This window comes from Microvirga mediterraneensis (genome assembly GCF_013520865.1).
Taxonomy (GTDB): Bacteria; Pseudomonadota; Alphaproteobacteria; order Rhizobiales; family Beijerinckiaceae; genus Microvirga; species Microvirga mediterraneensis.
Genome location: NZ_JACDXJ010000001.1, coordinates 2,039,534 through 2,061,251, shown reverse-complemented (window position 1 = coordinate 2,061,251; position 21,718 = coordinate 2,039,534). Strand labels below are relative to the sequence as shown.

23 protein-coding genes are annotated in these 21,718 nt (G+C 64.4%); 7 read left to right on the top strand and 16 right to left on the bottom strand.

Annotated features, from left to right (window positions below):
- Positions 1-146 precede the first annotated feature (146 nt).
- The gene (locus H0S73_RS09700; RefSeq protein WP_181051978.1) at positions 147-1,709 is read right to left on the bottom strand and encodes a 2-isopropylmalate synthase; all 1,563 of its coding nucleotides are present in this window, start codon (positions 1,707-1,709) and stop codon (positions 147-149) included.
- Positions 1,710-2,128: 419 nt separating this feature from the next.
- On the opposite strand from H0S73_RS09700, the gene H0S73_RS09695 reads away from it, so the two are divergent.
- A complete protein-coding gene (locus H0S73_RS09695; protein ID WP_181051977.1) occupies positions 2,129-2,452 on the top strand; it encodes a hypothetical protein in 324 nt (107 codons plus the stop codon).
- 36 nt (positions 2,453-2,488) lie between these two features.
- Here the strand turns inward: H0S73_RS09695 and H0S73_RS09690 are convergent, their stop codons facing one another.
- The 3 genes from H0S73_RS09690 to pdxY all read right to left on the bottom strand — a co-directional run bounded on the left by H0S73_RS09690 (position 2,489) and on the right by pdxY (position 5,095).
- Positions 2,489-3,205, bottom strand: coding sequence for an NUDIX hydrolase (locus H0S73_RS09690; protein ID WP_181051976.1), 717 nt, complete (start codon positions 3,203-3,205; stop codon positions 2,489-2,491).
- Complete coding sequence (locus H0S73_RS09685; RefSeq protein WP_181051975.1) at positions 3,202-4,107, bottom strand: PhzF family phenazine biosynthesis protein; 906 nt, start codon at positions 4,105-4,107, stop codon at positions 3,202-3,204. The genes H0S73_RS09690 and H0S73_RS09685 overlap by 4 nt, the downstream gene beginning before the upstream one ends.
- Before the next feature lie 139 nt (positions 4,108-4,246).
- Entirely contained in the window at positions 4,247-5,095 is an 849-nt protein-coding gene (gene pdxY, locus H0S73_RS09680; protein WP_181051974.1) for a pyridoxal kinase PdxY, read from the bottom strand.
- 153 nt (positions 5,096-5,248) lie between these two features.
- Here pdxY and H0S73_RS09675 point away from each other — a divergent pair, with 153 nt between their 5' ends.
- The 3 genes from H0S73_RS09675 (at position 5,249) to H0S73_RS09665 (ending at position 6,448) form a co-directional block, all read left to right on the top strand.
- Complete coding sequence (locus tag H0S73_RS09675; protein ID WP_181051973.1) at positions 5,249-5,770, top strand: DedA family protein; 522 nt, start codon at positions 5,249-5,251, stop codon at positions 5,768-5,770.
- A 64-nt stretch (positions 5,771-5,834) separates the two neighbouring features.
- Positions 5,835-5,990, top strand: a complete 156-nt coding sequence (locus tag H0S73_RS09670; protein ID WP_181051972.1) for a hypothetical protein — start codon at positions 5,835-5,837, stop codon at positions 5,988-5,990.
- Between the two features lie 227 nt (positions 5,991-6,217).
- On the top strand, positions 6,218-6,448 hold the full coding sequence (locus H0S73_RS09665; protein ID WP_181051971.1) for a hypothetical protein: 231 nt from the start codon (positions 6,218-6,220) through the stop codon (positions 6,446-6,448).
- A 185-nt stretch (positions 6,449-6,633) separates the two neighbouring features.
- Here the strand turns inward: H0S73_RS09665 and ilvC are convergent, their stop codons facing one another.
- On the bottom strand, positions 6,634-7,653 hold the full coding sequence (ilvC, locus tag H0S73_RS09660; protein WP_181051970.1) for a ketol-acid reductoisomerase: 1,020 nt from the start codon (positions 7,651-7,653) through the stop codon (positions 6,634-6,636).
- Positions 7,654-7,930: 277 nt separating this feature from the next.
- Between ilvC and H0S73_RS09655 the strand changes: the two genes are divergently transcribed.
- Complete coding sequence (locus H0S73_RS09655; RefSeq protein ID WP_181051969.1) at positions 7,931-8,476, top strand: DUF924 family protein; 546 nt, start codon at positions 7,931-7,933, stop codon at positions 8,474-8,476.
- 2 nt (positions 8,477-8,478) lie between these two features.
- Here the strand turns inward: H0S73_RS09655 and ilvN are convergent, their stop codons facing one another.
- From ilvN to H0S73_RS09640, 3 genes are read right to left on the bottom strand one after another with little or no spacing between them, the layout of a single operon-like run.
- On the bottom strand, positions 8,479-9,024 hold the full coding sequence (gene ilvN, locus H0S73_RS09650) for an acetolactate synthase small subunit (RefSeq protein WP_181051968.1): 546 nt from the start codon (positions 9,022-9,024) through the stop codon (positions 8,479-8,481).
- A 29-nt stretch (positions 9,025-9,053) separates the two neighbouring features.
- Positions 9,054-9,734: a glutathione S-transferase family protein gene (locus H0S73_RS09645; protein WP_181051967.1), complete on the bottom strand. Its 681-nt coding sequence runs from the start codon at positions 9,732-9,734 to the stop codon at positions 9,054-9,056.
- Between the two features lie 44 nt (positions 9,735-9,778).
- Positions 9,779-11,551, bottom strand: coding sequence for an acetolactate synthase 3 large subunit (locus H0S73_RS09640; RefSeq protein WP_181051966.1), 1,773 nt, complete (start codon positions 11,549-11,551; stop codon positions 9,779-9,781).
- Between the two features lie 276 nt (positions 11,552-11,827).
- On the opposite strand from H0S73_RS09640, the gene H0S73_RS09635 reads away from it, so the two are divergent.
- The gene (locus H0S73_RS09635; protein ID WP_181051965.1) at positions 11,828-12,655 is read left to right on the top strand and encodes an RMD1 family protein; all 828 of its coding nucleotides are present in this window, start codon (positions 11,828-11,830) and stop codon (positions 12,653-12,655) included.
- Here H0S73_RS09635 and miaA read toward each other — a convergent pair.
- Positions 12,615-13,565: a tRNA (adenosine(37)-N6)-dimethylallyltransferase MiaA gene (gene miaA / locus H0S73_RS09630; RefSeq protein WP_181051964.1), complete on the bottom strand. Its 951-nt coding sequence runs from the start codon at positions 13,563-13,565 to the stop codon at positions 12,615-12,617. The genes H0S73_RS09635 and miaA overlap by 41 nt on opposite strands.
- A 14-nt stretch (positions 13,566-13,579) precedes the next feature.
- Here miaA and serB point away from each other — a divergent pair, with 14 nt between their 5' ends.
- Positions 13,580-14,488, top strand: coding sequence for a phosphoserine phosphatase SerB (gene serB, locus H0S73_RS09625; protein WP_181051963.1), 909 nt, complete (start codon positions 13,580-13,582; stop codon positions 14,486-14,488).
- Here serB and acs read toward each other — a convergent pair.
- The 7 genes from acs to H0S73_RS09590 form a co-directional block, all read right to left on the bottom strand.
- Positions 14,458-16,413 (bottom strand): acetate--CoA ligase, encoded by a 1,956-nt coding sequence (acs, locus tag H0S73_RS09620; RefSeq protein ID WP_181051962.1) that lies wholly within the window; start codon positions 16,411-16,413, stop codon positions 14,458-14,460. The genes serB and acs overlap by 31 nt on opposite strands.
- A gap of 176 nt (positions 16,414-16,589) precedes the next feature.
- Entirely contained in the window at positions 16,590-18,110 is a 1,521-nt protein-coding gene (locus H0S73_RS09615; protein ID WP_181051961.1) for a DegQ family serine endoprotease, read from the bottom strand.
- A gap of 190 nt (positions 18,111-18,300) precedes the next feature.
- The gene (locus tag H0S73_RS09610) at positions 18,301-18,492 is read right to left on the bottom strand and encodes a DUF2065 domain-containing protein (protein WP_181051960.1); all 192 of its coding nucleotides are present in this window, start codon (positions 18,490-18,492) and stop codon (positions 18,301-18,303) included.
- 7 nt (positions 18,493-18,499) lie between these two features.
- Positions 18,500-19,435 carry a protease modulator HflC gene (hflC, locus tag H0S73_RS09605; RefSeq protein WP_181051959.1) on the bottom strand — a complete coding sequence of 312 codons (936 nt, stop codon included), beginning with the start codon at positions 19,433-19,435 and terminating at the stop codon, positions 18,500-18,502.
- Positions 19,432-20,577 (bottom strand): FtsH protease activity modulator HflK, encoded by a 1,146-nt coding sequence (gene hflK, locus H0S73_RS09600; protein ID WP_181051958.1) that lies wholly within the window; start codon positions 20,575-20,577, stop codon positions 19,432-19,434. Before hflK ends, hflC begins: the two co-directional genes overlap by 4 nt.
- A 135-nt stretch (positions 20,578-20,712) precedes the next feature.
- Positions 20,713-21,225, bottom strand: a complete 513-nt coding sequence (locus H0S73_RS09595) for a dihydrofolate reductase (protein WP_181051957.1) — start codon at positions 21,223-21,225, stop codon at positions 20,713-20,715.
- A complete protein-coding gene (locus H0S73_RS09590; protein WP_181051956.1) occupies positions 21,222-21,704 on the bottom strand; it encodes a GNAT family N-acetyltransferase in 483 nt (160 codons plus the stop codon). The genes H0S73_RS09595 and H0S73_RS09590 overlap by 4 nt, the downstream gene beginning before the upstream one ends.
- Positions 21,705-21,718: the final 14 nt, after the last annotated feature.

Genomic DNA, 21,718 nt, shown 5'->3' with positions numbered 1-21,718 from the left:
CCGACAGGTCGAACCCTCGGCAAAACCTGCCGTCCTGAAACCTTCTCCGCTTCCGGCCGTGGCGTCCTGGGCTCCGCGCGCCGTCGAAGGATTGCGCGGTTGCGCATCCCCGGCGTGAGCCGGGGATGCGTTAGGGTGAAGCGATGTTACTCCGCCGCGTGCTGGGCGTGCAGGCGCGCGCCGCGGCTCATGAGCTTGTTGAGGGCGCCCAGATAGGCCTGGGCCGAGGCGACCAGGGTGTCCGGATCGGCCGCCCGGGAGGTGACGCTGCGGTTGTCGGCGGAAAGGCGCACCGAAACCTCGGCCTGGGCGTCCGTGCCCTCGGTCACTGCATGGACCTGATAGAGCTCCAGCACCGCCTCGTGGGGGACGAGCGCCTTGATGGCGTTGAAGGTGGCATCCACCGGGCCGTTGCCTTCCTGCTCCTCGACGACGATCTTGTCGTCGACCTGGAGCCGCATGGTGGCCCGCTGGGGACCGCGGGTCCCGGCCACGATATGGAGCGAAACCAGCTTGATGCGGTCATGGGCCGTGGCGATGTTCTGGTCGACCAGGGCCTCGATGTCCTCGTCATAGACGTGCTTCTTGCGGTCGGCGAGTTCCTTGAACCGCTCGAAGGCATCTTGGAACTGGTTGTCCGAGAGGCTGTAGCCCAGCTCCTCCAGCTTGTTGCGGAAAGCCGCGCGGCCGGAATGCTTGCCCATGACCAGGGAGGTCTTGCTGACGCCCACGCTCTCGGGCGTCATGATCTCATAGGTCTGGGCGTTCTTCAGCATGCCGTCCTGATGGATGCCGCTCTCGTGGGCGAAGGCGTTCCGGCCCACGATGGCCTTGTTGTACTGGACCGGGAAGGACGTGGCTGCCGAGGCGAGCTTCGAGGCTCGGGTCAGCATGGTGGCCTCGATGCCGGTCTCGTAAGGCAACACGTCGGCGCGGGTCTTGATCGCCATGACGATCTCTTCCAGGGCCGCGTTGCCCGCCCGCTCGCCGATGCCGTTGAGGGTGCACTCGATCTGCCGAGCGCCGCCCTCGAGCGCCGCCAGGGAATTGGCGACAGCGAGCCCCAGATCGTTATGGCAATGGGCCGAGAAGATGGCCTTGTCGGCGTTCGGCACGCGCTCCCGGACGGCCCGGAACATGGCGCGGTACTCGTCGGGCGTGGCATACCCCACCGTATCGGGCAGGTTGATGGTGGTGGCTCCCGCCTTGATGGCGGCCTCCACGCAGCGACACAGGTAATCGATGGGCGTGCGGGTGGCATCCATGGCGGACCACTCGATGTCCTCGATCAGGTTCCTGGCCTGGGTCACCGTCTTGGTAATGATCTCCAGAACCTCCTCCTCCGACTTGCGCATCTGGTGCGCCAAATGGATCGGCGAGGTGGATACGAACGTGTGGATGCGAGGCCGCGCCGCGTGGCGTACCGCTTCGCCGGCACGGGCGATGTCGGCCGAGATGGCGCGAGCAAGGCCGGCGACGGTGGCCCGCTTGACCTGCTTGGCAATCAGGGAAACGGCCTCGAAATCGCCGTTGGACGCGATGGGGAAGCCCGCCTCGATGATGTCGACGCCCATGATGTCGAGCAGTTCCGCAACCTCGAGCTTCTCCTCCAGGGTCATGGTGGCGCCGGGGCATTGCTCGCCGTCGCGCAGGGTCGTGTCGAAGATCAGAACGCGGTCCTTGGAGGAGCCGGATACGGAAGCGGTCATGATTTTAGTCCTTCTCGGAGGGAGCGGCCTTTGCGCTCAAGGTTGTTCCTGCTGTTTCAGAACCCCTGAGAGCCCAGGCGACGACGCCCAGCCGACCCTCAGGGGCAGCTAAGGAGAAGGAGGCCAAGAAGACGCGCGCGATCGGCCGCGGGAGCGGGTCCGTTCGTCCATGCGCTGTGGGAGCCGATGATCATCGCTACCCAATCCTCCTCGGCCGCGGGCGTGAAGCCGCGAACAACGGCCTGTTTGTAACGGGGCTTCGTCATGATGGCAAGCCGTTGAAACAAATGAAAAGACAATGCTCGACTAACGTATGGCTTATGACTTCGGGCAGGTAAGGACTGGTCTCTGCGGAAATCGCCCTAGATCGGAGAAAGCTTGGCCTTTGGCCTCCCTACGACCGATCCAGGAGTGTTCTCATGAAGTCTGCGTTCCGTTTCCTGTGCCTGACGGGTTTGCTGGCATTGCCGCTCGCCGCCTGCAACCAGACCGCTTCGGCCCCTGCCGGCTCCGGCCCCACCCCATCCGGCTTCCGCATGCCCGAAGGAACGGGATGCAAGGGCGAGATCGACCGGTACCGCGCCGTGATGAGCAACGACCTCGCCATGGGGCATGTGAACCAGTCGGTCTACAACCAAGTCGAGCGCGAGCTCGGGCCTGCGGAAGCCGCCTGTGCCGGCGGACGTGATGCGGAAGCCGTTCGCATCGTCCATGCGACCAAGACCCGCCACGGCTATCGCTGATCAGCGCATCGAAGGCCCTAAAAGTCGGACCTCTCTTCAGGTCCGATGCTCGAAAACCCAGCCGAAGAAGGATTGCAGGAAGAGCGGCATCCGTTCCGGGTCGATATCCTGCTTCCCGCGGACAACCCGCACGTCCTGCAATTCCGGCTCGTCCTGGGCGGCGATGTTGGCGCGGATCTTCGCCGCGCCCTCCTCCGCCGTCACCGGCAGCGTCACCATCCGCAGGAGCGCGATGGTCGGCCAGCGCTGGACGATGATCCACTCGTCGTCCACATGGTAGTCGCCCTCCGAGAGGCCTGTCTCCTCGGCCAGTTCCCGTGTCAGGCTGGTGGCGAGATCGACCGTGCCGTCGGGTCTCAGGTCCGTCCGATCCGGCGTGCCGGCCGCGAAATAGACCCGGCCCGCATTGGTCGTGCCGTTCCCCATGACCCCGCAGATGAAGGCTCCATCGGAGCCGCGCAGCGCTCCCATGGCGAAACCGTTGGCGATGGCGGGGTCAGGATAGCCCTGGTCGATCCAGCCGAGGAAATCGGCGTAATCGACCTCGAAATAGACGTTGCGGCACAGATCCTGCTCGAACTGGACATCCTGGAGCAGCAGCACCCGCCCGTTGAACATCTGCGGCTTGCCGGCCGTGCGGCGCTTCCAGTTTTCGGCGATGAAGTCCCGGTTCCGTTTGGGCCAGTCCCAATCGAACGGACGGCAGAACGCCTCGACGCGGGTGACGCGCCGGATCCGAGGCTCCCGGTTCACGACAGGATCTCGCCGCGGCTCACCATCACGGCCTGTCCGCCGATTTCCGCAGACACGAGGGCTCCGCCCTTGATCACCATCTGAAGGGCGATCTCGCTCGGGCGTCCCATCTCGACGCCCTGCTCGATGACGATGTTGTGCTCGCCGTCGCCCAGGGGCTCGCATTGCATGAGGGCGCCTGCGAAGGCCGCCGCAGCCGAGCCGGTCGCAGGGTCTTCGGCAACCCCCATGCCGGGACCGTACATCCGGGCGCGGAATCTCAAGCCCTCCGCATCGGGAACACGGGTATAGACGTATGACGCCGGATGATCGCTGTCGCCAAAGGCTTTATCGAAAGCTTCCACGTGCGGCTTGGAGCGGGCCAGCGCCTCCAGGGACGAGACCGGAACGAGATCGTAACCCACACCAGCCGAATGACGGCTCGGGACATGCTGGTCGAAGCCGATCTCCGTCGGGTCGAGGCCGAGCGCCCAGGCGCAATCGGCGCTCTCCTTGCCCTCGCCCCAGACGAAGGGCAGGCGCGGCAGGCGAAACCGCGCCTTGCCGCCCGCCGCGTTCTCCACCTCGACCGCGCAGGGGACAATGCCGACCTGCTCCTTCAGGCCGAAGGCGACGGCGCCCGACTGCCCGTTCTGGTCGAGCAGTGCCAAAAGCACCGCCGTTCCCACCGTCGGATGCCCGGCGAAGGGAAGTTCGCGCGCCGGAGTGAAGATACGGATATCGGCGCGCTGGCGCGGCTCGGAAGGTGGGAGCACAAAGACGGTCTCGGAGAGATTGAACTCCTTCGCGATCTGCTGCATGTCCGCCGTCTCCAACCCTTCGGCTTCCAGGACGACCGCGAGAGGATTCCCGGCAAAGCGCTGGGACGTGAAGACGTCGAGGGTGACAAAGCGACGGGACATGCGGATCAAACCTGTTCGGGAGCTTTGGGATAAGGAGAATAGCGATTCTTCAGCACGATGAGGCATCGTCGGGCGACATCCTGTCAACCGAGTGCGTATTTGCCCCGTAGAGCCGTGCCGCATGTCCGGGTCGGCGCCCTCAAACCTCTGCAACGTCGAAGAGATGCGAGGGTGAGACGAATTCATCCTGCGCCGCGATGGTCAGGATCTCGCGGGACCCCGCCTCCTCGGTGCGCTTGAGCAATCCGTAGACGGATGCCGAGGCCGCTGCGAGGGCCATCGGGGCCGAGCGCGAGCGGGCATAATGAACGAAGAAGAGTGCCGCGATGGCATCCCCTGCTCCGTTCACGGACAGGGAGAGCTTCGGCGTCCGCACGCGCCAGAACCGCCCCCCCTCCCCGGCCACGAGATCGACGCTGTCGGCGGGCGTCTCCTTCGCTTCGACCGAGGTCACGAGCATGACCCTGGGTCCCAATGCCTGCACGGCCGAGACCGCCTGCTTCACGTCGTCGAGGGTCTGGGTCACGATGCCGGACAGATAATCCAGCTCGAACTGGTTCGGAGTGATGATGTCGGCGGCGGGCACGGCCTGCTCGCGCATGAATTCCGGAATACCCGGCCGCACGAACACGCCTCGGCCCACGTCGCCGATGACGGGATCGCAGCAATAGAGAGCCTCCGGATTGAGCGCGCGCACCCGCGCCACCGCCGAGAGGATCGCGTTGCCGATATCGGCAGAGCCCATATACCCTGAGAGAACGCCATCGCAGCGGCCGAGCACGCCCCGCTCCGCGATGCCTTCCACGAGGTCTTCGATGGCCGGTCCGTCGAAGACGCGGCCTTTCCAGGAACCGTAGCCGGTATGGTTGGAGAACTGCACCGTATGAATGGGCCAGACCTCGACGCCGAGGCGCTGCATCGGAAAGACCGCGGAGGCGTTCCCCACATGGCCATAGGCGACATGGGATTGAATCGAGAGAACATTCATGGTTCAGGCCCTTTCGCTCTCCCGTTAGCGCAAGAGCGGCTTCGCTACAAATCGCCTGATGTGATCACATTCATCACAAATGCCATTGGTTCTTGCCGGAACTAGCCATATTGACCCTGGCACCGGAACCACGTCAGGACAGTCGACGGCACCATGGATATCGAGTTTCTGAAGACCAGCATCCTGGAATTCGTGCAGAACCATAAGAGCTATGCACCCTTCGTCCTCGGGCTCATGACCTTCGCCGAGTCCCTTGCCTTCATCTCCCTGCTGCTGCCCACCATGACGATCCTGATCGCCGTGGGCTTCGTCCTGGCGGCCGCCGAGATCCCGTTCTGGATGGCTTGGTCGGGTGCAGTCTGCGGCGCCTTTCTCGGCAACTGGCTGTCCTATGCCATCGGCCAGCGCTTCAAGGAGACCGCCTATGAAGTCTGGCCTCTGTCCCGCCATCCGAAGCTGGTCGAACGCGGCGAGACCTTCTTCCAGCGCTTCGGCCCCTGGGCGGTTTTCCTGGGCCGGTTCTTCGGCCCGATCCGCGCCGTCATCGCCTTGATCGCCGGCATCTTCCTTATGCCGCAGGTCCTGTTCCAGGCCGCGAACCTGGCCTCGGCATCCGTCTGGGCCTTTGTGATCCTCGCGCCGGGCGCGGGGCTTGCACATTACCTGCTGTGGTAGGTAGGCGCAGGCTGGAACCCGGTGTCCCAGGGGTCATTAACCTCGATCACCAAGGAGGTTACCCATGGGCAAAGGCAAGATGAGTGGCGACAATTCCGGCGAGAGCAAGAAGCATCCCGGTGACCACATCCGCGGCTCGGGCGGCACCATGAAGAACCGCACCGATCCCGGCAAGCAGGACAACAACAAGGCCCAGAATACGAAGAGCAACAAGCAGTAAAGCTCCGGCAGCTCACGCCTCAGTGAGCTGCCGTTCCCCTTTGTTTCCAGAGGTGGCAGCTGCCTGCCGCAATGTTAGTGCAATAGAAACAACATTGCGGATATTCAGTCGTGTTCCATTCTTCTTCCGGGTCTCTTGAACAACTCCATCCCGCTCCTTCCGAAGATTATGCGTCGAGCCCTCTGACAGCCGGGCTTCCGGCTGTCTGGTGGCCTTCCGTCGGCAGGATGGCGTCTCTGGTCTTCGCTGTCTTCTGGATGCTGGAAAGCTGGGAGGAAGCGAGGCCCCTGCTGGGCCCGACAAAGGTAAATCATCTGATGCAGGGGCTCGCCGCCCTTCTGATGACCCTACTCTGCTCCTACGGCATCTACCGGTTCTGGAAGGAACGCTCCGAAGCGATCGGCATCGCCCTCGGTATCCTTGCGGCTGCGGCGGCCATGACGTTGCACCGCATGTGAACCGAATAGCCCATCCGCGTCTCAAGAGATTTCTGGAAGCGTCGAGCACGCCCAGGCATTTGGGGAAACAAAAGAGCCTCGGAGGGATCTTCCTCCGAGGCTCCGATCGGGGCAAGCCAAGCTGATAATTCAGCCTTTGGCTGGCTCGTTCGGCAGCGCGAACCGGCCGCGCCGCCTGGACTGCCTTAGTTCCGGCTCTTGTCGACCAGGGCCTTTTCCTTGATCCAGGGCATCATATCGCGCAGGCGGGCGCCGACATCCTCGATGGGATGAGCGGCGTTGCGGGCACGGGTCGCCTTGAAGGAGGTCTGGTTGACCTTGTTCTCGAGCATCCAGTCGCGGGTGAACTTGCCGCTCTGGATGTCCTCCAGGACGCGCTTCATCTCCGCCTTCGTGTCGGCCGTGATGATGCGCGGTCCGGTAACGTATTCGCCGTACTCGGCTGTGTTGGAGATCGAGTAGTTCATGTTGGCGATGCCGCCCTCGTAGATGAGGTCGACGATCAGCTTCACTTCGTGGAGGCACTCGAAATAGGCCATCTCGGGGGCGTAGCCCGCCTCGACAAGGGTCTCGAAGCCCGCCTTGATGAGCTCGACGAGACCGCCGCAGAGCACCACCTGCTCGCCGAAGAGGTCGGTCTCGCACTCTTCCTTGAAGGTGGTCTCGATGATGCCGGCGCGTCCACCGCCATTGGCGGAGGCGTAGGAAAGCGCGATGTCATGGGCGTTGCCCGTGGCGTCCTGGTGGATCGCGATGAGGGTCGGCACGCCGCCGCCGCGCTGGTACTCGGAACGGACCGTGTGGCCGGGGCCCTTCGGGGCGACCATGAGCACGTCGAGGTCCTTGCGGGGCTCGATGAGATTGAAGTGAACGTTGAGGCCGTGGGCGAAGAGCAGCGCCGCGCCCTGCTTCATGTTGTCGTGCAGCTCGTTGCGGTAGATATCGGCCTGCAGCTCGTCGGGGGTCAGCATCATAACCACGTCGGCCCACTTGGCCGCCTCGGTCACGTCCATGACCTTGAGGCCGGCCTTCTCGGCCTTGGCCACGGAAGGGGAGCCCTTGCGGAGGGCCACGACGATGTCCTTCACGCCGGAATCGCGCAGGTTCAGGGTGTGGGCGTGGCCCTGGCTGCCGTAGCCGACGATGGCAACCTTCTTGCCCTTGATCAGATTGATGTCTGCGTCGCGATCATAATAGACACGCATGGTCCTCAAGTCCCTTATATCGAAGGGGGCTTTCCCCCGTCCTCGTCTCGTCGCGCGGCCCCTGGCGGGCTGCGCAACATTTGTTTTATCAGGCGCCGCTTTTAGCGAATAAAACTGCGCTGACAAGGTGTTGTTTGTAGCAAAACTGCGACCCCCTCCTGCATCCGGCGCAGAGTCTCGAGTTTTGTCAACAAACGATCCGAGCCCGGAGAGTTCAAACGCCTCTCCCATGCTCTAGATTGGCTTTACTCTTTTATGCCGAGAAGGACGACACCGCATGCAGCGCCTTGCCACTCCCGACGAAGTGCTCGATTTCTGGCGCGAGGCCGGACCGGAGAAGTGGTTCTCGAAGGACGAAGCCTTCGACCAGCTCTGCCGGGACCGTTTCCTGCTCACCTATGAGGCCGCCGCTCGCGGCGACCTCAACGAGTGGGAGCTCACCCCGGAGGGCGCACTCGCCGTCATTCTCCTCCTCGACCAGTTCCCCAGGAACATGTTCCGGGGCCGCCGCGAAACCTATAAAACCGACCCGGTCGCCCTGATGGTCGCGGACCGAGCCATCGAGCGCGGTTTCGACACCAAGGCGGAGCCGGAGTTCCGCCGGTTCTTCTACCTGCCCTTCATGCACTCCGAATCCTTGCGGCATCAGGAGCGCTCGGTGACCTTGAACGAAGCCCTCGGCGAGGATTCCAGCAAGTGGGCCCGCCACCATCACGACATCGTCGCCCGCTTCGGCCGCTTTCCGCACCGCAATGCCCTCCTTGGCCGAGAGTCGACGCCGGAGGAGGAAGCGTTCCTGCAGGAGAACGACTTCCGGGGCTAGCCTTACATGATCCCCTGTGCGCCCCGCGCCATGGCGGCGACGCCGGTGCGGGAGACTTCCACAAGACCCACCGCCGTCATCAGCTTGATGAAGCGTTCGACCTCGTCGGTCGTGCCGGTCAGCTCATAGACGAACGAGGTGAGCGTCGCATCGAGCGTCCGGGCGCCGAAAGCCGACGCGAGGCGCATGGCCTCCACCCGGTGGTCGCCCTTGCCCACGACCTTCACCAGGCAGAGCTCGCGCTCGACCGTTTCACCGGTCATCGTGAGGTCGACGACGCGGTGTACGGGCACGAGGCGTTCCAGCTGGCTCTTGATCTGCTGGATGATGCTGTCGGTGCCCGTGGTCACGATGGTGATGCGCGAAATGTGCGCCTCGTGCTCAGTCTCGGTGACGGTCAGGCTCTCGATGTTGTAGCCTCGGCCCGAGAACAGGCCCGCGATGCGCGCAAGAACGCCCGGCTCGTTGTCGACCACGACGGCGAGCGTATGCCGGTTCGACGGCTCGACGCGGGTCGCATCGGGATAATGGGTTTTCATCTGGAGCATGGTCTGGTTTCCCGAAGTCTGATGTGGTCTCAAGCCGCCTTGCGGTAATTTTCGATTTCCTCTTCGTCGACCTCGTCGGCTGCGACGACCCACTCTTCGGTCATGGCGGCGGCGCGCCATTCCTGGAAAGCAGGCAGCGCGAGGATCGCATCCACATAGGCGCGCGTCGTCGCATCGAGGGCGATGGAATAGGTGTCGAGACGCGTCGCGAGCGGCGCATACATGGCATCGGCCGCCGTGAACGCGCCGAAGAGGAATGGGCCGCCCGCGCCGAAGCGCTCGCGCGCCTGGTGGACGATCTCGCTGAATCGGGTGACATCGCGGGCCACGGCCTCGCTCCTGTCCTTCCTGGAAAATTTCTTGCCGAGATTCATCGGGCACGCGGAGCGCAAGCCGGAAAATCCGGCATGCATTTCAGCAGCGACCGAGCGCGCCATGGCACGCGCCTCCCGGTCCGCCGGCCAGACGGGCACATGATAGGTTTCGCCCACATATTCCATGATGGCGATGGTCTCCCACACGGTCACGTCACCATCGATCAGGATCGGCACCTTGCCGGCCGGCGAGTGCCTGAGCACCTTCGCCTTCGTGTCCGGCAGATCGAGCGGAATGAGGATTTCGTCAAAGGCGATCCCAAACTGCTTCATCAGCAGCCAGGGACGCAGCGACCAGGACGAGTAGCACTTATTGGCGATGACGAGGGTCGGCATCACAAGTCTCCTTCTCCCCTCCCCACACGGGAGAGGGGTTCTCGTTACACCAGCATCTTGCCCTTCTCGTCGATCACGGACCCGAGATCGGCTCCGGTCTCGCCCAGATAATCGTTGAGCAGCATCTCGTTATGCGCCTTGCCCGAAGGAATCATCGGGAAGCAGTTCTCTGTCTTGTCGACGATGCAGTCGAAGACGACCGGGCGGTTCACGTTGATCATCTCGAGAATCTTCGCATCGAGATCGCCGGGCTTATCGCAGCGGATGCCGACGCCGCCATAGGCTTCGGCGAGCTTCACGAAGTCGGGCAGCGATTCCGAGTAGCTCTGCGAGTAGCGTCCGCCATGCAGCAGCTCCTGCCACTGACGCACCATGCCCATGTACTCGTTGTTGAGGATGAAGACCTTGATCGGCAGGTTGTACTGCAGGGCCGTCGACATCTCCTGCAGCATCATCTGGATCGAGGCTTCGCCGGCGATGTCGATCACGAGCGCATCGGGATGCGCCAGCTGCGCGCCGACGGCGGCGGGCAATCCGTAGCCCATGGTGCCGTGGCCGCCAGAGGTCATCCAGCGGTTCGGCTCCTCGAACTTGAAGTACTGGGCCGCCCACATCTGGTGCTGTCCCACCTCGGTGGTGATGTAGGTCTCGCGGTCCTTGGTCAGCTCATAGAGGCGCTGGATCGCGTATTGCGGCTTGATGGTCTCGGTGGAATTGCGGAATCCGAGGCAGTTACGGGCACGCCAGCCTTCGATCTTGTTCCACCAATCCTTGAGCGCCGTCTTGTCGGGCTGATGAGCGCCCTGCCGCCACAGGCGCAGCATGTCCTCCAGCACATGCGCGCAATCACCCACGATGGGAATGTCCACCTTCACGGTCTTGTTGATCGAGGACGGATCGATATCCACGTGGATGCGCTTGGAGAAAGGAGAGAATGCATCGAGGCGGCCCGTGATGCGGTCGTCGAAGCGTGCTCCGAGATTGATCATCACGTCGCATTCATGCATCGCGAGATTGGCCTCGTAGGTGCCGTGCATGCCGAGCATGCCGAGCCACTGCCGGTCTGAGGCCGGATAGGCGCCCAGGCCCATCAGGGTCGAGGTGATGGGGAAGCCCGTGAGATGCACGAGCTCGCGCAGCAGCATCGCGGCCTGAGGCCCCGAATTGATGACACCGCCACCCGTGTAGAACACCGGACGCTTGGCGTTGGCCATCAGCTCCACGGCCGCACGGATGTGGTCCATGTCGCCCTTGACGGTCGGACGATAGGTCTTGTGCTGGTTGCTCAAAGGGCGCGCATAGGAGCCCGACTTGAACTGGATGTCCTTCGGCAGGTCGACCACCACCGGGCCAGGTCGCCCGTTCTGCGCCACGTAGAAGGCCTCATGCAGGACCCGCGGCAGGTCCTCGATGGATTTGACCAGGTAATTATGCTTGGTGCAGTGGCGGGTGATGCCGACCGTGTCGCATTCCTGGAAGGCGTCGGAGCCGATGAGATGGGTCGGGACCTGACCGGTGATGCAGACCAGCGGGATCGAATCCATCATCGCGTCGGCAAGCCCGGTGATTGCATTGGTGGCTCCCGGACCGGAGGTCACCAGCACCACGCCCGGCTTGCCGGACGAGCGGGCATAGCCTTCGGCCGCATGCACCGCCCCCTGCTCGTGGCGGACGAGGACGTGACGGACCTTATCCTGGTGGAAGAGAGCGTCGTAGATGGGAAGCACCGCGCCGCCGGGATAACCGAAGATATGCTCAACTCCCTGGTCCTGCAGGGCTCGGATCACCATTTCGGCTCCGGTCATCGTCTCGCTCATCTCAACTGCTCCTCGGAATTTTTTGCATCACTGTCTTGGAATTCGGGCAATAAAAAAGGCCCCTGAGGGGGCCTGTGCGCCATCGCCGGACCTGCGGGGATCAATCCCGCTCCGTCGATGGCGCTCGTACTACGAGAATAAGCTTGCGCATGGGGGCAGCTCTCGGTTCAAAAGTTGCGTCGACGCTAGACGATCCATTTCACTCGGTCAAGCAGGATCAACTTGGCTGAAATCTGCCCAGCTTCTATTTTAAACTGCTATTTTAGTCGTATGACCATGACCGATACCATCGCCTCCACAGGCGCGCCCATGCAGAACATGCGCCTCACCGCCCGAGCCCTGCTCCTCGGCGACCGGCTCGACGTGGCGGGACTGGAACGCAGCGACGTGCTGTCCACGACACCCCTCGCCTTCCGGGCCGGCCAGGACGGATTCGTCGCCCTCTTCCGTTACGGCGTCGCCGTTCTGGTGGGGCTCACCCCGCTCGAAGAGGACGAGGTCATCCGCGGTCTGCGCCAGCGAATCCGGGGCGAGTTCGCCCGGCACGAGGAGGAGACGGCGATCATTGAGATCTCGCCGGACCGGGACGACCAGATCCCGCCGGGGGGGCCGATCTTCATCAAGCAGCTCTCGACCGAGCGCCTGATCGTCATCGCCGATGCCCTGTCCAAGAGCGCAACCCTCGCGCGCGACGAGCGAGAGGCCTCTGCAGCCTTCGAGCTGGTGGAGCCGTCCGTGCAGCATCTCGCCGCCAATGGCCGGCGCCCAAGGGATCGCCGCCGAATCCTCAAGCAGGTCGGCCAGGCCCTCCTGGTCCGCCAGCGCATGTCGGGCGGCGTCGCCGTGGAGGAGAAACCGGACGTCCTTTGGGACCGCCCGGACCTGGAACGCCTCTATGCCCGCCTGGAGGACGAATATGAGCTGAAGGAGCGGGCCACGGCCCTCCACCGCAAGCTCGAGGTGCTGGGCGATACGGCCCAGGCTCTCACCGACATCATCGACACAGAACGGTCCCAGCGACTCGAACTGATCATCGTCCTGCTGATCATGTTCGAGATCTTCATCACCTTCTACCAGATGTGGACGGGAGCGCCGGGGCATTGAGGCGCTCCATGGCGGCCTCGAAGCCCTGTTCCGGCGCGACCCATTGCCAGTCGGGCAACTGGTGGCGAAACCATGTGAACTGGCGCTTGGCATAACGCCGCGTGTCGCCCTGCCCCTTGACGATGGCCTCGTCGAGCGGGATCTCGCCCCGCAGGTAGGCCAGAAGGCCGGGAACGCCGTGGGCCCGCATGGCCGGGAGCATGGGATCGAGGTTCCGCTCGCCAAGGGCCCTCACCTCGTCGAGGGCGCCCCGGTCCATCATGGCGAGGAACCGGGCATCGATCCGCCGGCGCAGCTCATCCCGGTCGGGCGCGAGAAAGAGCTTGATGACGGGCACATCGGCCAATGGACCCGGCTGGCGGACGCCATGGAAGGAAACGAGCGGCTGGCCGGTCGCCGCGAAGATCTCGAGCGCCCGCTGAACCCGCAGGCGGTCGGAGGGGCGCAGGGTCCGGGCCGTTTCGGGATCGCGCTCTGACAGGAGGCGATGGAGCTCCGGCGTTTCCAGTCCTTCGCTGTCCCGGCGCACCTGCTCGCGCACCTCGTCCGGAACGGAAGGCATGTCGGACAGGCCTTCCGTCAGGGCCTTGAAGTAGAGCCCGGTCCCGCCCACGAAGATCGGCAGCTTCCGGCCTTGAAGCTCCCGCAAAATCTCGACCGCATCGGCCACATAGCGCCCCACGGAGAAGTTCACGGCGGCATCCACATGGCCGTAGAGCCGATGGGGAGCCTCACCCTCCTCCTCGGGCGTGGGACGGGCCGTGATGACCCGCAGGTCCCGGTAGACCTGCATGGAATCGGCATTGATCACGACACCGTCGAGGTCCCGGGCCAGTCTGATGCCCAATGCGGACTTGCCTGATGCGGTCGGCCCTGCGATGAGAACCGCGCCGATCCCAAACTCCTTCACAGCCCGGTCTCCCAATGGCGTCTTCCCAAAATTCCCTCGTCGCGACCCTCATCGCCGCCCCGTCTCGGCCGGTTCTCACGGACGAGATCGTGGCCATGGCCGCGACGTCGCTCGGACATGAGACGGAACGCTCCGTCCTGGCAAGGGGAATCGCCGCCGATCTGATCGTCACAGGGGCGGCTCAGCCCAAGTCCGTCGAGGCGGCTCTGCGCAAGGCTCTGGCCGGCCAGCCCATCGACATCGTCGTGCAGCCCTTAGGCAGCCGCCGCAAGCGCCTGTTCCTGGCGGACATGGATTCCACCATGATCGGCCAGGAATGCATCGACGAGCTGGCCGATTACGTGGGCCTGAAACGGGAGGTCTCCGAGATCACCGAAAGGGCCATGCGCGGCGAGATCGCCTTCGAGCCCGCCCTGCGCGAGCGCGTGGCGCTGCTCCGGAACCTGCCGGTCAACGTGGTCGACGAGATCATCGAGAAGCGTATCACCCTGACGCCCGGGGGGCTGGCCCTGGTCCGGACCATGCGCGCCAACGGCGCCTATGCCTGCCTCGTGTCGGGCGGCTTCACCCTGTTCACCGGTCCGGTCGCGGCCAAGATCGGCTTCAACGAGCACCGCTCCAACCACCTGATCCTGGACGGCGAGAAACTCGCAGGCCAAGTCGAGGAGCCGATCCTCGGCCGAGAGGCGAAGCTCGCGACCCTGGTCGAGCTCCGGGCCCGCTTCGGTTTGGCACCGCATGAGACGATGGCCGTGGGCGATGGCGCCAACGACCTCGCCATGCTGGAAGAAGCCGGGCTCGGCGTTGCCTTCCACGCCAAGCCCGCCGTCGCGGCGGCCGCCCACGCCCGCATCGACCATGCGGACCTGTCGGCGCTGCTCTACGTGCAGGGTTACAGGGCGGACGAGTTCGTCGATTCCTGAACCCGCCTGACGATCTCTGCCACCACCGCCGGATCGGCGACCGTCGAGGTATCGCCGTGGTTCTCGTAATCGCCGGCGGCGATACGCGTGAGGATGCGGCGAAGAATCTTACCTGAGCGGTTCTTGGGCAGTTGCGGCGCCCATTCGATCCGGTCCGGCGTGGCGATCGGACCGATGCGGGTGCGCACGACCTGGATCAGGTCGCGGCGGAGGTCGTCGTTCTCCGCGATGCCCTCTTTCAGCGTCACGAAAGCGAAGATGCCCTGCCCTTTGATCTCGTGCGGCATGCCCACCACGGCGGCTTCCGCCACCGACGGGTGCGAGGCCAGGGCGGACTCGACCTCCACGGTGCCGAGCCGGTGGCCCGACACGTTGATCACGTCGTCCAGGCGCCCGGTGATCCAGTAATCCCCGTCCGCATCCCGCCGCGCGCCGTCGCCGGTGAAGTAGTAGCCCGGAAAAGTGCTGAAATAGGTGTTCAGGAAGCGCTCCCGGTCGCCCAGGATGGTGCGGGCCTGCCCTGGCCAGGAATCGGCGAAGCACAGGTTGCCCGCTCCCTCGCCTTCGACCAAGGTCCCGTCGCTGCCGAGCAAGGCGGGCCTCACGCCGAAGAACGGCTTCGTGGCCGAGCCCGGCTTGAGGTTCGTGGCGCCGGGCAGCGGGCATAGGAGCACGGCTCCGGTCTCCGTCTGCCAATAGGTGTCGACGATCGGGCAGCGCCCTCCCCCGACGACCTCGTGGTACCAGAGCCAGGCCTCCGGGTTGATAGGCTCGCCCACGGAGCCCAGGACGCGCAGGGACGAGAGATCGTGCTGGCGCACCGGCCCCTCGCCGTCGCGCATCAGCGACCGGATGGCGGTCGGCGCGGTGTAGAAGATGTTGACCTTGTACGTCTCGACGATCTGCCACCAGCGCGAGGAATCCGGCCAGGTGGGGACGCCCTCGAACAGCACGATGGTGGCGCCGTTCGCGAGGGGGCCGTAGATCAGGTAGGTGTGCGCCGTCACCCAGCCCACATCCGCCGTGCAGAAGTGGATGTCGCCTGGGCGGTAGTCGAACATTGCCCGGAAGCTCGCCGCCGCATGGACGAGGTAGCCGCCGGTGGTGTGGAGCATGCCCTTCGGCTTGCCCGTCGAGCCCGACGTATAGAGCACGAAGAGCGGATCCTCGGCGCCGACCGCCACAGGCGCGCACTCGTCCGGCACCTCGGCCAGGGCCTCGTCGTACCAGCGGTCGCGGCCAGCCCTCATGGGAACGTCCCGGCCCGTGCGGCGCACGACGAGGACGTGCTCGACGAAGGGCAGGTTCTCCAACGCGGCATCCACGTTCTTCTTGAGCGGCACGTGCTTGCCCGCCCGAAGCCCCTCGTCGGCCGTGATCAGCACCCGCGAGCGGCAATCCTCGATCCGCCCAGCCAGGGCATCGGCCGAGAAGCCGCTGAAGACCACCGAATGCACCGCGCCGATCCGGGCGCAGGCCAGCATGGCCGCGATGGCCTCCGGCACTACGGGAAGGTAGATGCTGACGAAATCGCCCTTCCTGACCCCGAGCTTCTTCAGGGCATTGGCGAGGCGGATGACCTGCTGTCGAAGGTCATTCCAGGTGACCTTGCGCGTATCGCCCGGCGTGTCGCCCTCCCACAGGATCGCCGCCTCGTTGCCCCGGCCCTGGGCATGACGGTCCAGGCAATTGAAGGAGGCGTTCAGGGTCCCGTCCGCGAACCACTCGATGGTCACGGCATCGGGCGAATACCGGGTGTTCTTCACGCTCGTGAACGGCTTCACCCAGTCGAGGATCTGCGCCTGCTCGCGCCAGAAGCCATCCGGATCGTCGAGAGAGCGCTGGTAGAGATCCTGATAGGTCTGCCGATCCACATGGGCTGTCGCTGCCAAGGCTGACGGGATGGGAAAGACGTGCTGGGTCATGATGCTCTGTGATCTTAGGGGCGAGGCCCCATCGGAACCCCGCTTCGTGAGGGTGCAGGTCCTCAATCCTCCAGATCAGGTCTTTATGTCAACCGTATTGTTCTTAATAACGAACGTTACGCAGAAATGAAAAGGGCGGCCCGAAGGACCGCCCTCTCGCCAACCATATGGGTGACTCACTCGATCGAGAGGGCGACGAAGCGCACCTCGCCCTGGGCGTTTGCCACCAGCAGCAGGGCGGACTTGCGGCCCTGCGACTTGAGATCGTCGATCTTCTTGGTCACGTCCGCCGGGCTCGTCACCGGCTCCTGGTTGACCTCGACGATCACCTCGCCGGCCTGGATGCGCTTGTCGGAGGCGTTCGAGTTCGGGTCCACCCGGGTGATGACCACGCCCTTCAAGTCGTCCTTCAGGCTGAAGCGCCGACGCAGCTCGTCCGTCATGCCGGACATGTTGAGGCCGAGGGCCTGACGGGTTGCCGTCGGTGTTTCGGTCGAAGGCTGCTGCAGGCTGGCCTGCTTCTCGGTATCCTCGAGGCGGCCCAGGGTCACCTGCTTGGTCATCTCCTGTCCCTTGCGGACGATGGCCACGTCGACGGCCTTGCCGACGGGTGACGAAGCCACGATACGCGGCAGGTCGCGGGAATCCTTGACCTCCTTGCCGTCGAATCGAACGATCACGTCTCCGACTTCGAGGCCGGCCGGCTTGGCCGGGCCCTTGTCGTCGATGCCGGCGATCAGGGCGCCGCGCGCCGTGCCGAGGTTCAAGGCCTCCGCTGTCGCGTCATCCACGTTCTGGATGCGCACGCCGAGCCATCCGCGGCGGGTCTCACCGAACTGACGCAGCTGGTCGATGACCGGGACGGCCGTGGAAGCCGGAACCGCGAAGCCGATGCCGACCGAGCCGCCCGTGGGCGACAGGATGGCGGTGTTGATGCCGATGACCTCGCCGTTCATGTTGAACAACGGCCCGCCGGAATTGCCCTTGTTGATGGAGGCGTCGGTCTGGATGTAGTTGTCGTAGGGACCGGACTCGATATTGCGGCCGCGGGCCGACACGATACCGGCCGTCACCGAGCCGCCGAGGCCGAAGGGATTGCCGATGGCCATCACCCAGTCGCCGGGGCGGATGGACTCGGAATCGCCGAACTTCACCGCCTTGAGCGGCTTGTCGGACTTCACCTTCAGGACGGCCAGATCGACCTTCGAATCCTTGCCGACGATCTCGGCCTTCAGGCGCGTGCCGTCAGGGAAGATCACGCTGATGTCGTTGGCGTCGCCGATCACGTGGTTGTTCGTCACTACGATACCCGACGGATCGATCACGAAACCGGAGCCGAGAGAGTTCGAGCTGCGCGGCCGCGAAGGCGCGCTATCTCCGCCGCCGCCACCCTGGCCGCGACGGTTGAAGAACTCCTCGAACAGGTCCTCGAACGGAGTGCCCGGCGGCAGCTGAGGCAGGGTTCGGTTGCGGGCCTCGACGGTCGTCGAGGCCGAAATGTTGACCACGGCCGGTGTGACCTCCGCGGCCAGATCGGCGAAGGATTCGGGCGTGGAACGGGCCAGGACCGGCAGCGGCACGGCGGCTGTTGCGACGATTGTGAAGACCGCGAAGCAGGACGCGGCCAGCCGGCGGCGCAGGGGACGCTGGGGCAGCGCCGTCTTGGAAGGCTCCAGCGCATTCGTGGCTGTGTTCATCGAAAACCTCTCTCGGAGAATACGCATATAGATTGGTATCTGGCCGCGCCATTCAAGCGGATATTGCGGCGGAAGCTTGGCGGAGAGCATCGGACCCAAAAGTGGATCGCACTCTTGGGATCCAGGCCGCCCCGCCATGGCTTGAAGAGAGCAGCGTCCGGTCGGATCCGGAAGGCCGCACGAGACGGTGTCAGCCGAAGTGCCGCACCAGCCAGATCACGCCAACTCCGATCAGCGCGGAGATGATCCCGACGATCCTCATCTGATCGCTCGGGCTGTGGGCCGCCTCGTACATGGCCCGGCGCATGCCGTCCGGGAAGGCGGCAAACAAAATGCCCTCGACCGCGAGAGCGAGGCCGAGGGCTGCAATCAAATCCAACATCAGGCGCTTATTGGGCTGGAGCCGGTTGAGCCGGCGCTGGAGCAGGTTGGGCGGGAGCCGTTCCACGGTTTCTTTGACCCGTCGGATCATTGAAATAGCGGAAGAAATCGGAATCCGGGCTCAGCACGAGGCGGGTATCGCCCCCCTTGAGGCCGGATTCGTAAGCCTGCATCGAGCGGTAGAAGGCGAAGAATTCCGGATCCTGCCCGAAGGCCTCGGCGAGAATGCGGTTCCGGTCAGCATCCCCCTGACCGCGCAGTTCCTCGGCCCGCTGATTGGCCTCGGCCCGGATGATCGTGGCCTCGCGCTCTGCCTTGGCCCGGATGGTCTGCGCCTGCTGCTGACCGTTGGCGCGGAGATCCGCCGCCTCGCGCTCACGCTCGGTGCGCATGCGCTGGTAGACCGCCTGGCTGTTCGCCGCGGGCAGGTCGACGCGGGTGAGGCGCACGTCGATCATCTCGATGCCCAGGCTCGCCGCCTGCCGGTTCACGTCGGCCTGGATGCGGTTCATCAGATCCGCGCGCTCGGTGCGGACGATGGCATCGCGGGACGCGCTGGCCAGCGTGTTACGCATGACCGAGTTCGTGAAGCTCTGCAGGCGCTGGTTGGCCAGCGCGATGTTGCCGACCGCCTGATAGAAGCGCAGCGGATCGATGATCCGATAGCGGGTGAAGGCATCGACCTCCAGGTTCTGCCGGTCCGCGGACAGAAGGGTCTGAACCGGCAGGTCGAGGTCGAGCACGCGCTTCTCGAAGTAGGTCACGGTGTCGACCAGCGGCATCTTGAACTTCAGGCCGGGCTCCGAGATGGCGGATTGGACGGCACCGAAGCGCAGCACCAGGGCATACTGGGTCTGCTGGACGATGAAGACCGAGCTGTAGAGCACGATGGCGACCAGACCGACGAGGATCAGGAGGCCCGTGCGAAGAGTCGAACCGTTCATCGCGTAGCTCCCTGCGGGTTCGCGGCATTGCCCTGCGGCTGCGGGCGCTGGGTTTGCTGGGTGAGTGGCAGGAAGGGCACGACACCCTGGCCGTTCTGGTCGACGATGATCTTGTCGACGCCGCCGTAGACGCGCTCCATCGTCTCGAGGAAGATGCGCTCGCGGCTGATGGCCGGAGCCTTGCGGTATTCCTCATAGACCTGGCGGAAGCGGGCCGCCTGACCGGTCGCGTCGGCGACCGACTGCTCGCGATAGGCCTCGGCCTGCTGCACCGTGCGGGCCGCCTCGCCTCGGGCTTCCGGAACGACGCGGCTGGCGAAGGCGCCGGCCTCGTTCTGGACGCGGACCGCATCCTGCTGGGCGGCGTTCACGTCGAAGAAGGCCTGGCGGACATCGGCGGGAGGCTGGGCCGCCTGGAGCTGGACCACGTTGATCAGGACGCCAGCGCCGTAGGCGTCCAGGGCTTCCTGCATGATCTGGCGCACTTCCTGGGCGATGCTGGCCTGTTCGGTCGTCAGGATCGCCTGGATGTTGCGGCGGCCGATCACCTCGCGCATGGCGCTTTCGGCCACGGACTTGATGGTGCCTTCGGGGTTCTGGAGATTGAAGACGTAATCCTGCGGACGGGCGGGATTGATCTGCCAGACCGCATCGAAATCGATGTCGACGATGTTCTCGTCGGCGGTCAGCATCAGGCTTTCCTCGAGCACGTCGCGGGCACGCCCCTGCCCCGTCGGCGTGGAACGATAGCCGACCTCGACCCGTTGCTGAGCGGTGACGTTGGGCTTCATCACCCGGCCGATCGGGTAAGGCAGGTTGTAGCGCAGGCCTTCGCCGGCGGTCCCGGTATACTTGCCGAAGATCATGTTGATGCCGACCTCGTTGGGCCGCACCGTGTAGAAGCCGGTCAGAAGCCAGACGGCAATGACGCCCAGGACGAGGATGATGAGCCCTCTGCCTCCCATGGAACCGCCGGGAATGAAATCCTTCAGGCGATCCTGGCTGCGGCGCAGGATATCTTCAAGGTCGGGGGGATTTCCGTTGCCCTGTGGGCCACCGGAGCCCCATGGGCTCTTGCCGCCTCCCGATCCGCCACGCTGACCCCAGGGGCCACCGCCGCCGCTTTGGTTACTCCAAGGCATTAGACGCCGTTCCTCGCTTTTTCATAATCGGCCCGGACGGCCGTAGAGAGATCAGACGGTTGTGGGTGTTGTCTCTTCCGCCTGTCAAGCCTGCGACTTGGGGATTGTGCGAGCCTTCGTCAACCGTGAACAAGGTCAGGGGCGCCTTTCGAGATCAATAAAGGTAAACGGATGCTCGTCATCGGGCCCTTTGGAATGATCCTCCCGCTTTGTCTCACGAAACTGTGACCGGTCGAAATCAGGAAAGACCGCATCGCCCTCCGGGGCAACCTGAACCTTCGTCATAAAGATGCTTTGGACATGCGGCAGCGCCAGGGCATAGATTTCCGCCCCGCCTGCGACGGCAACGGAAGCGGCTCCTATCCGGCCGGCAAGCTCCTCCCCCTTGGCGACCGCCTCGTCCCAGGTATGGACCACGTGCACACCCTCGGCCGCAAAGCCGGAATCGCGGGTCAGCACGACCGTCTCCCGTCCCGGCAGGGGCTTGCCAATGGACTGAAAGGTCTTGCGACCCATGATCATCGGCTTGCCCATGGTCAGCCTGCGGAAGCGCCCGAGATCGGTCTTGAGGCGCCAAAGCAGCTGGTTGTCACGGCCGATGACGCCGTTCTCGGCGACCGCGACGACGAGGATGAGGGGTAGGGTCATGGCTCCTCCGCCAGTTGTTCCAGAGCGGCGCCCGTCATCCTTTGCACCGTCCATTCGTCCATCGGGATGGCGCCGATGGAGCGGTAGACACCGAGGGCCGGTTCGTTCCAGTCGAGCACCCACCATTCGAGGCGGGTCAGGCCCTCGTCGAGGCAGCGGCGGGCGAGGTGCCTCAGCAGGGCTTTACCGATCCCCTTGGACCGGAAAGCAGGCGTGACGAAAAGGTCTTCCAGGTAGATCCCATGCCGCCCGCGGAAGGTCGAGAAGTTGTAGAACCAGAGAGCGAAGCCGACGGGCTCACCGTCCCATTCGGCGATATCCGCGAACACCCGCGGGTTCTCGCCGAAAAGCGCCTTGGCGATATCGTGCTCGGTGGCATCGACCTCATGGGCCAGCCGCTCGTACTCGGCGAGTTCGCGGATGAAGCTGAAGATCACCGAAGCGTCGCGCTCTTCGGCTTTGCGGATGACAAGATTCATACGGCTTTTGTGTC

Bases quoted from the DNA above. Each gene is read 5' to 3' on its own strand.
- H0S73_RS09700 (WP_181051978.1), bottom strand. From the start codon at position 1,709: ATGACCGCTTCCGTATCCGGCTCCTCCAAGGACCGCGTTCTGATCTTC.
- H0S73_RS09695 (WP_181051977.1), top strand. From the start codon at position 2,129: ATGAAGTCTGCGTTCCGTTTCCTGTGCCTGACGGGTTTGCTGGCATTG.
- H0S73_RS09685 (WP_181051975.1), bottom strand. From the start codon at position 4,107: ATGTCCCGTCGCTTTGTCACCCTCGACGTCTTCACGTCCCAGCGCTTT.
- pdxY (WP_181051974.1), bottom strand. From the start codon at position 5,095: ATGAATGTTCTCTCGATTCAATCCCATGTCGCCTATGGCCATGTGGGG.
- H0S73_RS09675 (WP_181051973.1), top strand. From the start codon at position 5,249: ATGGATATCGAGTTTCTGAAGACCAGCATCCTGGAATTCGTGCAGAAC.
- H0S73_RS09670 (WP_181051972.1), top strand. From the start codon at position 5,835: ATGGGCAAAGGCAAGATGAGTGGCGACAATTCCGGCGAGAGCAAGAAG.
- H0S73_RS09665 (WP_181051971.1), top strand. From the start codon at position 6,218: ATGGCGTCTCTGGTCTTCGCTGTCTTCTGGATGCTGGAAAGCTGGGAG.
- ilvC (WP_181051970.1), bottom strand. From the start codon at position 7,653: ATGCGTGTCTATTATGATCGCGACGCAGACATCAATCTGATCAAGGGC.
- H0S73_RS09655 (WP_181051969.1), top strand. From the start codon at position 7,931: ATGCAGCGCCTTGCCACTCCCGACGAAGTGCTCGATTTCTGGCGCGAG.
- ilvN (WP_181051968.1), bottom strand. From the start codon at position 9,024: ATGCTCCAGATGAAAACCCATTATCCCGATGCGACCCGCGTCGAGCCG.
- H0S73_RS09645 (WP_181051967.1), bottom strand. From the start codon at position 9,734: ATGCCGACCCTCGTCATCGCCAATAAGTGCTACTCGTCCTGGTCGCTG.
- H0S73_RS09640 (WP_181051966.1), bottom strand. From the start codon at position 11,551: ATGAGCGAGACGATGACCGGAGCCGAAATGGTGATCCGAGCCCTGCAG.
- H0S73_RS09635 (WP_181051965.1), top strand. From the start codon at position 11,828: ATGACCGATACCATCGCCTCCACAGGCGCGCCCATGCAGAACATGCGC.
- serB (WP_181051963.1), top strand. From the start codon at position 13,580: ATGGCGTCTTCCCAAAATTCCCTCGTCGCGACCCTCATCGCCGCCCCG.
- acs (WP_181051962.1), bottom strand. From the start codon at position 16,413: ATGACCCAGCACGTCTTTCCCATCCCGTCAGCCTTGGCAGCGACAGCC.
- H0S73_RS09615 (WP_181051961.1), bottom strand. From the start codon at position 18,110: ATGAACACAGCCACGAATGCGCTGGAGCCTTCCAAGACGGCGCTGCCC.
- H0S73_RS09610 (WP_181051960.1), bottom strand. From the start codon at position 18,492: ATGTTGGATTTGATTGCAGCCCTCGGCCTCGCTCTCGCGGTCGAGGGC.
- hflC (WP_181051959.1), bottom strand. From the start codon at position 19,435: ATGAACGGTTCGACTCTTCGCACGGGCCTCCTGATCCTCGTCGGTCTG.
- hflK (WP_181051958.1), bottom strand. From the start codon at position 20,577: ATGCCTTGGAGTAACCAAAGCGGCGGCGGTGGCCCCTGGGGTCAGCGT.
- H0S73_RS09595 (WP_181051957.1), bottom strand. From the start codon at position 21,225: ATGACCCTACCCCTCATCCTCGTCGTCGCGGTCGCCGAGAACGGCGTC.
- H0S73_RS09590 (WP_181051956.1), bottom strand. From the start codon at position 21,704: ATGAATCTTGTCATCCGCAAAGCCGAAGAGCGCGACGCTTCGGTGATC.